The following is a 16,277-nucleotide window of genomic DNA, read 5'->3' on the forward strand; positions in this document are numbered from 1 at the left end:
GCTATAACACGAACCAGCCCACCGCTACGGCACACGCCAACACCACCACGCCAGCCACCACATAGGGCATGGCACCCGACTCGTTGGCCCGCACCTCGGGCTGGGCGGCGTGACTGGGAATGGCCCGATCGGCCTGAGCGCGCAGTTCGCGGAAGGTGGTCAGCAGGTCTTCAATGGTTTTCTGGTCGAACTGGTAGGGATCAAACCGGTCATACCCTGCCCGTGCCAATAACCCTTTCACCGTGGCATTGGTGGGAATGTACTTCATGGACCAGTCGGTAAACTGCCGCTCGGTGATATTGCGCTGGAGCACGACCTTGAAGTCCTTGTGGCGATCATCGCCTTTCAGCTTGGCGAGCATTTTATCCACCACTTCGCGCTCACCTTCCAGACACTGAAAGAAACACCCCTCCCCATAATAAAGCACACCGCCGAGCCCCAGGCGGGGGTTGTTGGTGCGGGACTGTTGCAGAATGCGCGCCACGTGCGGCTCCACACCGCCGGAGGCGGGCATGGCTTTGAACGTGGCCCGGCTGATGTAAACCACCTGAACGAGATCGGTCATGGGAGAAGGCTCCATTTGTGCGTTATTGAGAGTGCTTTTATATACGCACTGGCGATCGGTCTGGATGGCCGGCCCGGCAAGAAAGTGGAAAAACGTGCCATCCCTGGCAGGTCAGTCCATCAGGAGGGATGTTTCTGCTGTTTGCGATCGTACTCATCCGCCACCCGTTCCAGCTCGCGTTTCACGTCGTTGGGCGAACCGGTGTGGCGGGCCAGCAGACTGTAGGCCGTAGGCACGATAAACAGGGTAAACAAGGTGGCCGCCAGGACCCCGGAAATCACCACCACCCCGATCACCGCCCGGGTTTCCGAGCCGGCGCCCGAGGACATCACCAGGGGCACGGCACCCACCGCTGTGGTGATGCCGGTCATCAGGATGGGCCGCAGACGGGCCAGGGAGGCCTGCTCCAAGGCCTCATCAAAGGCGATCCCCCGGTCCCGCAACTGGTTGGCAAACTCCACGATCAGAATGCCGTTTTTGGCTGCGAGCCCCACCAACATGACCAGACCAATCTGGGAGTAAAGGTTGAGCGAGTTGCCGGTGAGGTATAACCCCAGCAGTCCGCCAAGCATGGCCAGTGGCACCGTCAGCATGATCACGAAGGGGTGAATATAACTCTCGAACTGTGCGGCCAGCACCAGGAAGGTGATCAGAATGCCGATCATGAAAATAAAGGCCACCGAGCCGCCGGCCAACTTGTAATCGCGGGACTGGCCCTTGTAGTCGATCACCGCATTCTCCGGCAGGTGCTCCGCCACCAGGCCTTCCATATGCGTCAGGGCATTCCCCAGGGTGAGGCCATCGGTCAGGTTGGCTTCAATGGTGATGGCTCGAATCCGGTTATAGCGTCGCAGCGTAGCGGCGTCGGCAAACTCCCGCAGCTCTACCAGACTCGCCAGGGGCACCAGCTCGCCACTGCGTTCGGAACGCACAAAAATATTCTCCAGGCTGTCCAGTGTGCGCTGTTCACTTCGCTCACCTTCGAGCATCACCTCGTATTCTTCGCCGTCTTCAATGAAGGTGGTGACCCGACGCGAGCCCATCATGGTTTCCAGCGTGCGCCCGACGTTGGCCACACTCACACCCAGGTCGGCGGCGCGGTCCTGATCGACAATCACCTCGACCTGCGGACGGGTTTCCTTGTAATCCCAGTCAATGCCCGTCAACCCCGGATTATCCGCTTCGATTTTTTCCAGCAGGATATCCCGCCATTCGGCCAACTCCTCATAGGAGCCACCACCGATCACAAACTGCAGTGGCTTCTGGGTGGACGAACCAAAGCCCTGACGCATCACCGGAAAGGCCGTCACGCCCGGCAAGTCGGCCAGATCCGCACGCACATCATCCATGATGTCAAAACCGCTGCGCCGCTCGGACCAGTCGGTCAGGGTCGCAATCACAATGCCGCTGTTAAACCGCTCCAGTGCCCCCCAGGCCCGGGGCGCACGGACCAGCAGACGGGCCATCTCCCCCTGGTCGACGTATTTCATCAGGCGTTTTTCGATCTCGTCCATGTACTCCACCATATAGGAGTAACTCGCCCCTTCCGGACCATCGACAATGACAAAAAAGGCCCCCCGGTCTTCCCGCGGTGCGTACTCCTGGGGCAGCTGTTGCGACACCCACCAGGTGCCCGCCAGCAACCCGACAAACACCACCGCCACAATACGCGCGTGGCGCAGGCATTGGTGCAGGGCTTTGCCATAATAGTGACGCAAACAGATAATGCCCTGATCGAGTTTGGTCACCAGCCAGGAGGTGTTTTCCTTTTTCTTGATCAGCTTGGAGGCGAGCATGGCCGAGAGCGTCAGCGCCACCAGCGAGGAGAAGCCCACCGCCGCCGCCATGGTGAGGGCAAACTCGGAAAACAGCCGCCCGACATCGCCGGTCAGAAAGGCGATGGGCACAAACACCGATATCAGTACCAGGGTGGTGGTCACCACCGCAAAGCCTACCTCCCGCGTGCCACGATAGGCGGCGAGCAACGGCGGTTTGCCTTTTTCCTCAATGTGGCGAACGATGTTCTCCAGCACCACAATCGCATCGTCCACCACCAGACCGATGGCCAGTACCAGTGCCAGCAACGTCAGTAGGTTGATGGAAAAGCCGAGTACCGCCAGCACGGTAAAGGTGGCGATCACCGATACCGGTACGGTCACCGCCGGGATCAACATGGCCCGGGCGCTGCCGAGAAACAGGTAAATCACCAGAATCACCATGGCGATCGCAAACGCCAGAGTGTAATACACTTCCTTGATCGCCTGCCCGACAAAAACCGAACTGTCGAAACTCTGCTCCAGACGCATGCCCTCAGGCAGGGTTTCATTGAGGCGCTCGACTTCCTCGCGCGCCGCGCGGGCCACATCCACGGTGTTGGCGGTGGACTGTTTGACGATGCCGATGCCCACCATCGGAATGCCGTTACCGCGGAAAATATTGCGGTCCTCCTCGGTGCCCTTTTCCACTCGCGCGATATCTTTCAGACGCACCAGATACCCATCGCTGCCCTCGGCCAGTACCAGTTGATCGAAATCACTGGCCTCCCGATAGAGCCGGGCCATTCGTACCGTGAAATGCCGCTGATCCGATTCGATACTGCCCGCGGGCAACTCGACGTTTTCTGCGCGCAGGCGGTTTTCCACATCGGCTACCGTCAGACCGCGAGCGGCCATTTCCTGACGGTCCAGCCAGATGCGCATGGCGTAGCGCTGCTGCCCGCCGATACGAACGCGGGCCACTCCGTCTATGACCGAGAAGCGGTCCAAGAGGTAACGTTCGGCATAATCCGACAACTCCGGCACGGTGCGCCCCTCCCCGGCCAGATTGAACCAGACAATCACGTCTTCGTCGGAACTGACCTTCTGTACTTCCGGCGGATCGGCCTCGGTGGGCAGATTGTTCAGGGCGCGGGAAATCCGGTCACGCACATCGTTGGCGGCGGCATCAATGTCCCGGTCGACATTAAAGCGGATGGTGATATCCGAACGGCCGTTTTCGCTTGAGGACTCGATGTACTCCATGCCCTCGACTCCCGCCACCCGGTCTTCGAGCAGTCGGGTCACACGGGTTTCCACCACCGCCGCCGCAGCGCCCGGGTAGTTGGTGCGAATGGACACCACCGGCGGATCGATATCCGGGTATTCACGCAACGTCAATCGATCGTAGGCCAGCAGGCCCAGGGCGATCAGGATCAGGGAGATGACCGAGGCAAACACCGGCCGCTTGATGGAGACATCGGACAACAACATGGCGTGTCTCCTCGGTTATTGGGATTGATTGAGCAATTCGGGTAAGGGGTCGCTGCCACTGTCTTCGGCGGTAATGACCACCGGCTGGTCGGCGCGCACTTTCTGTAACCCGTGGGTCACCACTTTTTCTCCCGCCAACAGGCCTTCCAGAATTTCCACTCGCCCAAAAAACCGTTGCCCAATTTTGACGGGGCGCTGCTCCGCCACCGGCTCACTGTCCGGGTTCACGATCACGAACACATAGTGGCCGCCACCTTCGGACATCAACGCCGCTTCCGACACCATGACCGCTTCGCGCTCGCGGGTGAACAGCTCCACCGTCATCAACAACCCGGGCTTGAGCTGCCCGTCATCGTTGGGTAGCACCGCCCGCACCATAAAGGATCGCGAGACCGGATCCACCTGATTGTCGATACTGGATACCACACCTTCAAACAGCTGGTTACCCAGGGCCCGACTGCGTGCGCGAATCTCCAGCCCCGGCTCCACCGCTTGCAGGTGTACCGCCGGCAGGGTGAAGTCCAGCTTCATCTGACGATCGTCCACCAGCGTGGTAATCAGATCTCCCGGGGTGACCAGGGCACCGACGCTGATATTGCGCAGCCCCACCACCCCGTCGAAGGGGGCACGCAACCGGAGGTCTTCCAGTCGCGCCTCCAGGGCGTTGTAGCGGGCCTGGGCCGAATGATATTCGCGCTGCCGCTCGTCCAGCATGGATTGCGACGCCGCCCCCTGATCCACCAGCGAACGCACCCGGCGCCACTGCCGCTCGGCGTCCTCGGCGTTGGTGCGCGCCTCCTCGAGCAGGGCAATCTCCTCCGCACTGGTCATTTCCACCAGCACCCGGCCCTTTTCTACCCGCTCGCCGTCTTCAAAGTTCAAGCGGGTGACCGTTTTGGTGACATTGGAGGTCAGGTGAATGGATTCATTGCCGCGCAGCGTACCCAGCGCCTCGATGCGGTTGCGGATCGGCTCCTGAACCACGGTCTGGACGACGACCCCCGGATCACCGGACTGGCTGTGCGCCACGCCAACCGGGAACAGAGACAGAATCAACAGGGTCATCGCCAGGGGTTTATTCATCAGGTGCATGCTCGTCGGGGGATCGTCGGGTAAGCCCTCGATTTTACGCCCAGTCACACCACACCAGACGACTCCGGCCGACGCTTTAACACTAATTTACATCGACCCGTCGGACTTTTTGGGCAGCGGTCTCCGCCTTGATGACAAAGCAACCCAGCACTGGAAACAAATCTTATTGTAAATGAGAAACTATCTCGTTATCATGCGCCTTATTCAACACCTCTTGCTTAATGACTCTCCGGAACCGAACCCGCTATGCGCAATTCCTCGTCGTCCCTGTTTAACCTCAAATCGCTCGCCCTGATGATTTCAGCCGGTGCGCTGTGTTCGCCGTCGCTGGCGCAGACCGGGTCGACCGAGCGCATTGAAGAGATGGTCGTCACCGCCGACGGCTCCCAGGTGCTGCTGCCCGAGGCCTATGCCGGTGGTCAGGTGGCCCGCGGTGGCCGCGTGGGCGTGTTCGGCAACCTGGACATGATGGATGCGCCGTTTACCAGCACCAACTACACCGCTGAGCTGATGCTGGATCAACAGACCAGCAGCGTGGCGGACGTGCTCCAGAACGACCCGGTGGTCCGGGTGGCCAAAGGCTTTGGCAACTTCCAGGAGCTTTATGTGATCCGCGGCTTCCCGGTGTTCTCCGACGACATGACCTATAACGGCCTGTACGGCATTCTGCCCCGGCAGTACGTTGCCTCGGAATTGCTGGAGCGGGTGGAAGTCTTTCGCGGTGCCAACACCTTCCTGAGCGGTGCGGCGCCCGGCGGCAGTGGCATCGGCGGATCGGTGAATCTGGTACCGAAGCGGGCGCCGGAGGACGGCGTGCGCCGGGCCACGCTCGGCCTTGAGGGCCAGAGCCAGGGCTACGCCGCGCTGGATATCGGCGAACGTTTCGGCGCCGGGCAGGAAACCGGGGTGCGCGCCAATCTGGTTCGCCGGGATGGCGAGACCGCCGTCGAGAACCAGGAGCGGGAACTGACCCTGGCCGCCATCGGTACCGATTATCGGGGCGAGCGCCTGCGCCTGTCCGCCGACCTGGGATTTCAGGATCACCGCATTGATGCGCCCCGCCCCAGTGTGACCCCCACCGGCGAGCTGCCCGAGGCACCGGACTCGGACCGCAATTTCGCCCAGCCCTGGACCTACACCGACGAACAACAACTGTTTGGTGTGGTGCGGGCCGAGTATGACCTGACCGACCACATCACCGGCTGGGCCGCCGCCGGGCTCCGAGAGGGGGAGGAAGACAACATTCTGGCCAACCCCAACAGCGACGCTGAAGGGAACACCAGTACCTACCGGTTTGATAACGTGCGGGAGGATTCTGTGCGCTCCGCCGAAATCGGCGTGAAAAGTGAATTCCAGACCGGCACGGTCAGCCACCGACTGGTGGGGTCGGCAACGGACTTCTCCTCCGAGTCCCGAAACGCTTATGCGTTCTCAGACTTTGCCGGCTTTTCCGGCAACCTGTACAACCCCGAACCGGTTGCCCCTCCCGCCCCCGACTTCTTTGTCGGCGGTGATCTGTCCGCCCCCGGTGTGACCGAGCGGGTGGACAATCAGAGTGTCGCGTTGGCCGATATGCTGGGGCTGCTTGGCGACACCCTGCTGGTCACGCTGGGCGCCCGCTATCAGGATATTCACACCCGAAGCTATGATTACACCAGCGGCAATCTGACCTCGGAGTACGACGAAGGTCGTCTCTCCCCGGTCGCCGGCGTGGTCTATCAGCCCAGCGACCAGGTGTCCCTGTACGGCAACTACATCGAGGGCCTGATGCCCGGCGAGGTGGCCCCGGCCACCAGTGGCGGTGAGCCGGTCGACAATGCCGGCGAAGTCTTCGAGCCCTACCAGGCCGAGCAGATCGAAGTGGGGCTCAAATACGACACCGACACCTACGGCGGCAGCATCAGCCTCTTTGATACCGCGCTGCCCAGCGGCTATGTGGAGAACAACCGGTTTTCCGTTAACGGCGAGCAGCGCAACCGAGGGCTGGAGCTGAGCGTTTTCGGCCAGCCGCTGGACACAATGCGTGTGCTGGGTGGCCTGACCTTCCTGGACAGTGAACAGACTCAGACCCAGGGCGGCCTTTACGATGGCAAGCAGGCGGTGGGAGTACCCGAGTTCCAACTCAACCTGAACCTGGAATGGGACCTGACCGCCCTGCCCGGCCTGACCCTGGATACCCGGATCATTCACACCGATGACCAGTACGCCAATGCCGATAACACCGTGAGTGCCCCCGCCTGGACCCGCTGGGACCTGGGCGCCCGCTATCAGACCGAGTGGGACGGCCGGGGCCTGACCCTGCGAGCCCGAGTGAACAACCTGTCGGATGAAAACTACTGGGCCTCGGTTGGCGGCTTCCCGGGCTCGAACTACCTGGTGCTGTCCGAGCCGCGCAGCCTGGTTCTGTCTGCCTCGGTCGAGTTTTAAGTCATGAGTTGGATACTGGGAACCCTGGCCACCGCCACCGGCTTTGCCGGCATACTGAGTCTCTACCGCAGCTGGCGTTTGCCTGCACCCAAGCCGACGCACTGGCGCCGTCTGGGCTGGATACTGCTGATGCTGTCATTGATCGCCTGGCTCTGGGCCCAGCCGGTGGAGTTTGCCGTGTGCTTCGCCCTGACCGTCCCGGCCCTGCTCGCCTGGCTCTGGATCGGCTGGGCCAGCCCCGACCGGCAGCCCGCGCGAGACACCAAACTCGAGCAGCGGACGCTCAATTGGCCCCGGCTCACGGTGCTGGGTGTGCAGTTACTCAAACTGGTGATCAGCGTGCCTATGGCGGGTTTTGTCAGTGCCCTGCTCAGCTTTATGGTCACCGATCTGCTGCCCTGGGAAGCGGTCAATCGCCTGGTGACCGGGGTGCTGATGATGCCGGTGTTCTGGGGCCTGGCCAGCTACTGGGTACTGGCCGACACCCGACTCTGGCGCCCGACCCTGGCGTTGATCGCGACCGGCGTGATTAGCGCCGGCTACCTCTTTCTTCTATAACGACGCTCTCCTATGGCCTTCAGACTATCTCCCCAACTGGTAAAAAACTCCCTGGCCAGCCACAGCTGGATGGGCATCGCCATCGGCGCGCTGATGTATTGGGTGTGCCTGTCCGGCACGCTGGCCGTACTCTATCCGGAGTTCGAGCGCTGGGAGACACCGACGGTGTCGGAATACACCGAGGTAAACCCCGAGGCCATCCAGAGCGCCTACCAGCGTTTCATGGAGGGCCAGGAGCCCACCGAGCACGCCTACGTGCTGCTGCCCCGCCCCGGCATGCCCCGCACGGTATTGATGTCCGACCACAGCGCCCGGGTGCTCAATGCCGACGGCACCCTGGGGGAGCCCGCTGCACACCCTTGGACTCACATACTGACCGACCTGCATCTGTACCTGCACTTGCCGAGCAGTTGGGGCATGGTGCTGGTGAGTACACTGGGCGCCATGCTGCTGGCCCTGATTGTTTCCGGCGTCCTGGCCCACCCGCGACTGTTCAAGGATGCCTTTCACTTCCGACGCAAGGGCAATGCGCGCCTGGAGCAGACCGACCTGCACAACCGCCTGAGCGTCTGGGGGCTGCCCTTTTACATCATGATTGCCGTCACCGGTGCCTTTTACGGTCTCGCCGCCATGCTCAGTTGGGTCGCGGCGCAGGCTTTTTACGACGGTGATACCGACGCGGTGATTGAGACGGTGTACGGCGGTCACCCGGAGAACCTGCCCGAGCGCGAGGGCCCTCTGGGTATTGCTAGCGCCCTTCAGGACAGCATCGCGCGCGCACCGGAAGGCACCCGCCCCATCTACGTCACCGTTGAGCACCCGGATACCGACGAGGAGCACCTGTTGGTGGGCACTCACTACCCGGATCGACTCATCTATGCCGAGCAGTTTTACTACGACGGCGCGGGCAACTTCCTTAACAAGGTGGGCTTTAGCGACGGAGAACCCGGGCGGCAGGCGATATTCTCGGTCTATCGCATCCACTTTGGGCACTTTGGCGGCCTGGGCGTGAAACTGCTCTGGGTGGCACTGGGCCTGGCGCTGACCGTGGTATCAGTCAGTGGCATCAATATCTGGTTGGCGAAACGCAAACACCGGGATGCCCTGAACAACCTCTGGACCGGCATTGTCTGGGGCACGCCCCTGGCGTTTGCCGTCAGCGCCATCACCCAGGTACTGCTCCAGTGGCCCTCCAAGTGGATTTTCTGGGGCGTGATCCTGGCCGCCATGATCCTCGCGCAATGGCGCGACCGGCACCCCCCCACCAAGCGTTGGCTGCTGGGGCTGACCAGCGCCGGCCTGGTGCTGCTCGCGCTGGGCCACGCCCTGCGCTTCGGCGCCGACGCTTTCACCGGTGCGGCGCCGGGCATCAACGCCGGCCTGCTGCTCGCCGCCCTGGCACTGGGTCTGATGGCCTGGCGGCAACCCACACGCTGAACCCCGCCCCTCTCTCCGGGCCGCCAACCCTCAGGGTTGCGGCCCAGTCGCTTGTGACGCCACCTCCGGCTTTGGTATAAGATGCCCTACAACGCCGGAACCCAACCCGCCACCACGTGGTCTCACCGGCACCAAACGGACACTTACCCTTTGCTAGAGGACACCTCCATGAAAAAATTATCTCTGTTGATCCTGATGGCCAGCCTGGCCAGCGCCTGCACCTGGGTGAAAGTGGATGAGAAAGCCGAAGACATCGTCGTCGGCAAAGAAGCCAACGTGCGCGGCTGCGAGAAGCTCAGCGACACCAACGTCAGCGTCGCCGACAGCATCGGTCCGATCAGCCGTAGCGAAGAGAAAGTGGCGACCGAGCTGCTGAACATGGGCAAGAACGAAGCCATTCGCCTGGGTGGCGACACCATCGTGCCTCAGGGCGGGCCTGAGGATGGCCGCCAGACATTCTCCATCTACCGCTGTCAGTAATACATTCGGGGCCCGGTTACGCCGGGCCTCCACTGCGCAGCTTCAGTGCCGGCCCGTCTCGCTACTGATGATTACCCGCTTCAGAATCACATCGACGATAGGCTTGACCACTTCCAGATCAACGCCATCCGCCGTGGTCAGCGTCAGCCAATAACTCTGATCATCCTGCCGAATCAAATAATACACCGGCCGCAGTTTGACACCGCCCAGACGGTACCGGTAAGTGCGATACCAGACTTTAGCCTCGCTCTGGGTCAGGAAAACGCCCCGATCCTCCACCTCGATTGAACGTGCATCTGCGCGGCCGCGCATTTCGATATCCAGCTTTTCCCACAGCACCGAGACGCGCTGTTTACCAGTGACTCTGTCTGCCACCAAAAAATAGCCCGGCTCCCCCTCAATATGCCCTACCAATACCAGCGGTCCGTCTGGGGCGTTACTTCTCACGGGCTCAAGTGAAAGAGCGCTGGGGGGCAGAAGCGTCAAACCGGGGGCAAGCACTATTGACTGGGGTTCCGATGCCGTTACGCCAGCCGCAAACAGAAGCGTCAGCAGCGCCACTCGGGAAAGGTGAGCCAAGCCACCCCTTATGGTTTTAATGACCATTAAAGTGAGCCAATTGAACACAGGCAGAATCCGACGGGAAAAGTCACTCATCTTATTTTATAGTACCACCACGTTCCATTCGCGGGCCCGCAAATGGGACTATATACTCGTCAGGGGATTATGCGCCGCTCTTGGCGGCAGACAAGACCTTAGCGTCTTTTACTCCCTTTTGAACAAACACGCAACCGGATACAAATACAGAACCCTGTAGCGGAAAACACCAACCCGTTCGTCACTGTAATACAACGGAGCTGATCCGTTGGGGAGAACGTTGAATTGAAAATAACACCGACCGTGCTGCTGACCCAGCTGATCACATGCGCAGTTCATGCGTCTGGGGATGCGTCGCGTCTGGGGGAAACCGCACAATTCAACATCTCTGAAAGCAGAGCAGACGTATCGCTCACGGAGTTTGCACAACAGTCAAATATGACTGTTATTGTCCCGTTCGAGCAGGTGGTGAATATCAAAACCCAGCCGCTACAAGGTCACTACACCATTGTGGAAGCGGCGCTCCATCTGATTGAAGGCACTGGACTGAATCTCTCCGTAAGCGGCAGCGGCAAGCTCTTTATCCGCACCGATGACGACTCTAAGGGGAAAGATTCAATGCTACAAAAGAATAAGTTATCCAGCGCTATCATCGTGGCCATGTCTTCGTTGGCAGGCGCTCAAGCCATTGCCCAGGACGCCGCCGACGGCAATTTTGAAGAAGTGGTTGTAACCGGGATTCGCGGCTCGCTCGAACGTTCCATGGACATCAAGCGGGATTCGTCCGGCGTGGTTGACGCTATTTCCGCCGAGGACATGGGTAAATTTCCCGACACCAACGTGGCCGAATCCCTGCAGCGGATTACCGGCGTTTCAATCGACCGCAGTGGCGGCGAAGGCCAGTCGGTCACCGTGCGAGGTTTCGGTCCCTCCTTTAATACCGTGATGGTCAACGGTCGGCAGATGGCGACCGAGAACCAGGACCGGGCATTCAGTTTTGACACACTGTCGGCCGAACTGGTTCGCGGCGTGAACGTCTACAAAACCAGCAATCCATCCATGGCGTCCGGCGGTATCGGCTCGGCCATTGATGTCCAGACAGCCCGACCGTTTGATTTCAATGGCCTGGAAATGTTCGGCTCGATCAAAGGCACCTATGAGAGCCTGAATGAAAAAACCTACCCGACCGTATCGGGCCTGATCAGTAATACCTTTGCCGATGACACCCTGGGGGTTTTGTTGGCGGTGTCCCACTCTGAGCGGGAGAACTACGTCAACTCCCTGTTCACCGCCGGTTATCGGCCCGGACTGAATCTGTTCAACGAACAGGGCGATCTGCAGGCGGGCAACGTAACGCCGCCCAGAAACCTGGATATGCGTACCGAGCAACAGAAGCGGACCCGCACCAACGCGAACGTTTCACTTCAGTACGCGCCCTCCGATGATGTGACGGTCACCTTCGACGGCTTCCACTCCAACTATGAAGTCGACGCCAAGCTGAACGCGCTGGCCGCCTGGTTCGAACCCAACCGGGTCACGGATGTCGATTTCAACAACGAAACCCGCACCGTCACCTACATGAATAACGTCGGCACCGAAGACACCCGCGCCGCGACCGATTTCGTTGTCAACCACGGGGACAGTAAGTTCGTCACCCTCAACGCCTTCGGCCTGAATGTGGAGTGGGACGTTACCGACGAGCTGGTGGCCAAGTTCGATGCGTCTTACTCGGATGCCGAGAACGATATGGCCGGGAAAGAGAACTTCGGCGTAATCGGTCATATCAACACTTATGATTTTGATCTGAGCTCCGGACGCCCATTGGCCAACCATGAAGGCTACAACGGCAGTGAAATCCCGGATCGCTCCATCATGAAGATGCATGTTGGTTCTCCCGGTGGCCCCAACAGCCAGGATGAGATCAACGAGCTTCGCGCGGATTTTGAATACACGCCCTACAATACCAGTGGCTTTACCTCAATGCGTTTCGGTGCCTACCGCCAGGAGCGGGAAAAAGCCTACTACTCAGTGGGTGTTGATAACGGCTCCCTGTATGGCGGTTACTACGCATCCGCTCCCGAAGAGCTGATGACCAAATTCACCGCACCCAGCTTCTTCCCCGGCGCTCAGGATACCTGGTGGACCTTTGACAACTGGGAGCTTTACGACGTAATGCTCACCGAGGAAAAGGCCAACGAGAACGACGAAATGCGGGGCAACGACATTGGCACCACCTGGCAGGCCCTCCAGGATGGGAACATGTTTGAGCTGACAGTGAATGACGATCGCTATACCGTTCGGGAAGATATCTCCAGCCTGTATCTGGACTTCACCTTTGAAGGTGATGTCATGAATCTGCCATGGACAGTGAATGTCGGTGCCCGTTATGCCGAAACGTCCACGTCGGTCGATGCCGTGCAAACGGTTCTTAGCGATATTGTCGCCACCGGCGACCCGACGCTGTTTGAGACCGTAGAGGGCTCGCCGACCGAGGTCACCGAGAGCAACTCTTACACCAACCTGCTGCCCAGCATCAATGCCAAAATCGATCTTCAGGACGATATGGTATTGCGCTTTGCAAGCTATGAAACCATTACTCGCCCGACCCTGACCGAGCTGTCTCCGGCGCTGAATATCGGCCAGCCTCGTTTGCAGAACCTGACAGCGTCAGGCGGCAACCCGAACCTCAAACCCTTTACCGCGGAAAACTGGGACATTTCGTACGAGTGGTACTACGGTGACGCCAGTTATTTGTCCGTGGCGTACTTCAATAAAGAGGTGGAGAATTTTATTGTCACCCTCGCTGCGGATGAAGAGTTTACCCTGGCCGACCGCGCAGAGACACCGGACAACATCTGCGCCACTGACCAGTGCGCCGACATTGCTGCCGACGAAGGGCTTCCCGACGAACTGCGCGGTCTGTCTGAAACCCTGAGGGTTACCCGTCCGCGCAACGCCGAGACCGCCGAAGTCAACGGTCTGGAACTGGCCTGGACACACCTCTGGGATAATGGCTTTGGTGTGACACTGAACGCCACCAAAACCGACAGTAACGCGCAACTATCTGAGGATCGCGATCAGACCTTCGCCCTGATTGGTCTCGGCGACTCGCAGAATGCGGTAGTGTTCTATGAGCGTGGCCCATTCCAGGCTCGGGTCGCGTTCAACAACCGGGAGCAGTTCCTGCAGGCGATCAACAATGGTCCCGCCAGCGAGCCGCTTACGGTGGACACCTACGGCCAGTGGGATGTGAGCGCGAGCTACGACGTGAACGACATCTTCTCGGTATACTTTGAGGGTGTGAACGTCACCGAAGAAGAGCTGGTCAGCCGCGGCCGTGAGGAAGACCAGATCATTTCGGTCTTTGATACCGGCGCTCGCTACTCGGTCGGTCTGCGCGCCCGTTTCTAAACCGGTGAGTCCGGCAGGGACGCCGGAGGTTCATGGAGACTTCTGAAGCGAAAGCTCAGTGTCTGATTGGCTCGGCAGCAATCATGCTGTCGGGTCTTTTTTGCTGAAACTGCACGCGCCTTAAAACCATAACGATAAGCCAGGAGAAGAGTCATCATGACGGAAAGCATTGGTCACGTTGTTATCGTCGGCGGAGGCACCGCCGGTTGGCTCAGTGCCGCAATGATCGCCGCCCATCATAACGGTCACCGCCCGGACGGACTGAAGGTGACACTGGTGGAGTCTTCCGACATACCTACCGTCGGCGTGGGCGAGGGCACCTGGCCCACCATGAAAAACACGCTGCAGAAAATTGGAATCGATGAAAAAACCTTTTTTGCCAGCTGCCACAGCACCTTCAAGCAGGGCGGAAAATTCATCGACTGGCATACCGGAAACAACGATGCCTACTACCATCCATTCACCGTACCGATCGCCTATGAGCGGCTGGATCTGGCGCCTTACATCAACGACCTGACTCACTTTGCACCGGAAACGAATTTTCAACATCACATCTGTGAGGCGGGATTGGGGCCGAGATCCCTGACGGATCCCGACTTTCAGGGCCCCTGCAATTACGCCTATCACCTGGATGCCGGCGAGTTCGCCGAGCTACTCAAGCAACACGCCACGGAGAAACTCGGAGTCCATCATCTCGTTGACACAGTGTCGAACGTGTCCCTGTCCAGCGATGGATTTATCGACGCAATCACCCTGGAGCAGACAGGGAAACTGGAAGGAGACTTTTTTGTCGACTGCACGGGCTTTGCGTCCAGACTCCTGGGCCAGGCCCTGGGTGTTCCCTTCAAGCCGATGGATTCAATCCTGTTCAATGATCGCGCCATTGCCGTACAGGCGCCCTACCCGGACGAGCGCAGTCCCATCCCCTGCCACACCCTGGCCACTGCCAAAGCGGCCGGCTGGATCTGGGATATCGGGTTGACGCACCGCCGCGGCACCGGACACGTTTTTTCCAGTGATTTTATCAGCGAAGATGAAGCCGAATTTACCCTGCGTCAGTATCTTGACCTGAGCGAGTCCGAGGCAGATTCCAGAGTCATCAAGTTCTCCTCTGGCCACCGGGCCTGCTGGTGGAAGAAAAATTGTGTTGCTGTCGGCATGTCCGCCGGATTTGTCGAGCCCCTGGAAGCCACCGCCATCATGCTGGTTGAGCTGTCGGCCCGGTTCATTTCTGAAAACCTGCCGGCCGACCGCCACACCATGGCCATCATGGAGAAGCGCTTCAATCAGGCGATGTCCTACCGCTGGCAGCGAATCATCGATTTCCTGAAGCTGCACTACATGCTGAACGATCGCCCCGAGCCATACTGGAGGGCGCACCGGGACCCGGCCAGCATTCCCGAAAGCCTTAAGGAGGATCTTGCGGTCTGGGCAACCCGTGGCCCCCAGACCGCGGACTTTGACAGCGCTCTGGAACTGTTCCCCGCCGCCAGCTATCAGTATGTTCTTTATGGCATGGGCTTCAGACCCGACTTTTCAAGTCAGGCCTGGCTGTATGATCAACAGCGACTGGCCCAGCAGGTCTTCACCCGCAATCAACAGCTTACCCGGCAGCTTCTGGATTCGCTGCCGAGCCACCGCGACCTGATCGACCGCTGGTTGGGCCAGGCCGCCTGACTGAACACTCATCGATTCCCGGAGTTACAATGTCAACATTGATTCCACTATCACCCTCAGAGCATAAGCACCGGTTTATAGATACCCGGCGCGCGATCAATGATTTTCGCCAGGCCCAGGTGGTTCGACTAAGGGTTCCCGAGGTCGGAAACGCGGGCTGCTGTTTTCCGGTGCTGATCACCAAAGACCCCCAGTTCGGAGAATGGGATATCACTGCACTGACGTCCCTTGAGCCGGAATCCAACCTTTTTGTGGGTGATGAGGGATGGCAGGGCGTCTATACGCCTTTGTCCATTCGGACCTACCCGGTGCGGCTCACCAGAGCCGACGGCCCAGAAGGCGTCAGCGTCGCGGTTCGGGCTGAAGACCTTTCGGATTCCGGAGCCGGACTTTACGACGATCAAGGCCAGCCGACGGACTATCTCAAAGCAATCGAAAATGCCCTGCATGAAGACCTCTCCGGCGCTGCGGCCACCCGGGCTTTCTGCCAACACCTCAATGGGCTGAACCTCATTCAGCCCATCAGCATCACCGTGCTGTACAAAGACGGTAAGAGCCGAACTCTTGAAGGACTGTACACACTGGATCAGGACAGGTTATCGTCGCTGCCTGACAAAGACCTGCTGGAACTCCAGAAACGGGGTTACCTGATGGCGATGAACAGCATGCTGACGTCCCTCTTCCAGCTGAACCGTCTTATTCAGCGACACAAGGAACACAATTCGGTCAATCCGATTCAGAAAATTACGCTTCAGCGCCGCTGAGGGGTAACCACAACAAAACCA

Annotated in this window: 11 protein-coding genes; 7 read left to right on the forward strand and 4 right to left on the reverse strand. The window is 59.6% G+C overall.

Going from position 1 to position 16,277, the window contains the following annotated elements:
• Position 1: 1 nt before the first annotated feature.
• The 3 genes from EDC38_RS14755 to EDC38_RS14765 all read right to left on the reverse strand — a co-directional run bounded on the left by EDC38_RS14755 (position 2) and on the right by EDC38_RS14765 (position 4,896).
• The gene (locus EDC38_RS14755; protein ID WP_170162954.1) at positions 2-565 is read right to left on the reverse strand and encodes a BLUF domain-containing protein; all 564 of its coding nucleotides are present in this window, start codon (positions 563-565) and stop codon (positions 2-4) included.
• A 119-nt stretch (positions 566-684) separates the two neighbouring features.
• Complete coding sequence (locus EDC38_RS14760) at positions 685-3,813, reverse strand: efflux RND transporter permease subunit (protein ID WP_123639324.1); 3,129 nt, start codon at positions 3,811-3,813, stop codon at positions 685-687.
• Positions 3,814-3,828: 15 nt separating this feature from the next.
• A complete protein-coding gene (locus EDC38_RS14765; RefSeq protein WP_211331156.1) occupies positions 3,829-4,896 on the reverse strand; it encodes an efflux RND transporter periplasmic adaptor subunit in 1,068 nt (355 codons plus the stop codon).
• 255 nt (positions 4,897-5,151) lie between these two features.
• Between EDC38_RS14765 and EDC38_RS14770 the strand changes: the two genes are divergently transcribed.
• From EDC38_RS14770 to EDC38_RS14785, 4 genes are all read left to right on the forward strand, one after another.
• A complete protein-coding gene (locus tag EDC38_RS14770; protein WP_123639325.1) occupies positions 5,152-7,332 on the forward strand; it encodes a TonB-dependent receptor in 2,181 nt (726 codons plus the stop codon).
• Between the two features lie 3 nt (positions 7,333-7,335).
• Positions 7,336-7,890 carry a hypothetical protein gene (locus EDC38_RS14775; RefSeq protein ID WP_123639326.1) on the forward strand — a complete coding sequence of 185 codons (555 nt, stop codon included), beginning with the start codon at positions 7,336-7,338 and terminating at the stop codon, positions 7,888-7,890.
• Between the two features lie 12 nt (positions 7,891-7,902).
• Positions 7,903-9,327, forward strand: a complete 1,425-nt coding sequence (locus EDC38_RS14780) for a PepSY-associated TM helix domain-containing protein (RefSeq protein ID WP_123639327.1) — start codon at positions 7,903-7,905, stop codon at positions 9,325-9,327.
• Between the two features lie 168 nt (positions 9,328-9,495).
• A complete protein-coding gene (locus tag EDC38_RS14785; RefSeq protein WP_123639328.1) occupies positions 9,496-9,807 on the forward strand; it encodes a DUF4156 domain-containing protein in 312 nt (103 codons plus the stop codon).
• A gap of 42 nt (positions 9,808-9,849) precedes the next feature.
• Here EDC38_RS14785 and EDC38_RS14790 read toward each other — a convergent pair whose 3' ends face one another.
• Positions 9,850-10,254, reverse strand: coding sequence for a hypothetical protein (locus EDC38_RS14790; RefSeq protein ID WP_123639329.1), 405 nt, complete (start codon positions 10,252-10,254; stop codon positions 9,850-9,852).
• A 588-nt stretch (positions 10,255-10,842) separates the two neighbouring features.
• On the opposite strand from EDC38_RS14790, the gene EDC38_RS14795 reads away from it, so the two are divergent.
• The 3 genes from EDC38_RS14795 to EDC38_RS14805 all read left to right on the forward strand — a co-directional run bounded on the left by EDC38_RS14795 (position 10,843) and on the right by EDC38_RS14805 (position 16,256).
• Entirely contained in the window at positions 10,843-13,815 is a 2,973-nt protein-coding gene (locus tag EDC38_RS14795) for a TonB-dependent receptor (RefSeq protein WP_211331157.1), read from the forward strand.
• A gap of 156 nt (positions 13,816-13,971) precedes the next feature.
• Positions 13,972-15,492 (forward strand): tryptophan halogenase family protein, encoded by a 1,521-nt coding sequence (locus EDC38_RS14800; protein ID WP_123639330.1) that lies wholly within the window; start codon positions 13,972-13,974, stop codon positions 15,490-15,492.
• A gap of 29 nt (positions 15,493-15,521) precedes the next feature.
• Entirely contained in the window at positions 15,522-16,256 is a 735-nt protein-coding gene (locus EDC38_RS14805) for a SapC family protein (protein ID WP_123639331.1), read from the forward strand.
• Positions 16,257-16,277: the final 21 nt, after the last annotated feature.

The organism is Marinimicrobium koreense, assembly GCF_003762925.1.
Classification (GTDB): domain Bacteria; phylum Pseudomonadota; class Gammaproteobacteria; order Pseudomonadales; family Cellvibrionaceae; genus Marinimicrobium; species Marinimicrobium koreense.

What these genes read in the sequence shown, in the direction of transcription:
- EDC38_RS14755 (WP_170162954.1), bottom strand. Translation starts at nt 565, where the DNA reads ATGACCGATCTCGTTCAGGTGGTTTACATCAGCCGGGCCACGTTCAAA.
- EDC38_RS14760 (WP_123639324.1), bottom strand. Translation starts at nt 3,813, where the DNA reads ATGTTGTTGTCCGATGTCTCCATCAAGCGGCCGGTGTTTGCCTCGGTC.
- EDC38_RS14765 (WP_211331156.1), bottom strand. Translation starts at nt 4,896, where the DNA reads ATGAATAAACCCCTGGCGATGACCCTGTTGATTCTGTCTCTGTTCCCG.
- EDC38_RS14770 (WP_123639325.1), top strand. Translation starts at nt 5,152, where the DNA reads ATGCGCAATTCCTCGTCGTCCCTGTTTAACCTCAAATCGCTCGCCCTG.
- EDC38_RS14775 (WP_123639326.1), top strand. Translation starts at nt 7,336, where the DNA reads ATGAGTTGGATACTGGGAACCCTGGCCACCGCCACCGGCTTTGCCGGC.
- EDC38_RS14780 (WP_123639327.1), top strand. Translation starts at nt 7,903, where the DNA reads ATGGCCTTCAGACTATCTCCCCAACTGGTAAAAAACTCCCTGGCCAGC.
- EDC38_RS14785 (WP_123639328.1), top strand. Translation starts at nt 9,496, where the DNA reads ATGAAAAAATTATCTCTGTTGATCCTGATGGCCAGCCTGGCCAGCGCC.
- EDC38_RS14795 (WP_211331157.1), top strand. Translation starts at nt 10,843, where the DNA reads ATGACTGTTATTGTCCCGTTCGAGCAGGTGGTGAATATCAAAACCCAG.
- EDC38_RS14800 (WP_123639330.1), top strand. Translation starts at nt 13,972, where the DNA reads ATGACGGAAAGCATTGGTCACGTTGTTATCGTCGGCGGAGGCACCGCC.
- EDC38_RS14805 (WP_123639331.1), top strand. Translation starts at nt 15,522, where the DNA reads ATGTCAACATTGATTCCACTATCACCCTCAGAGCATAAGCACCGGTTT.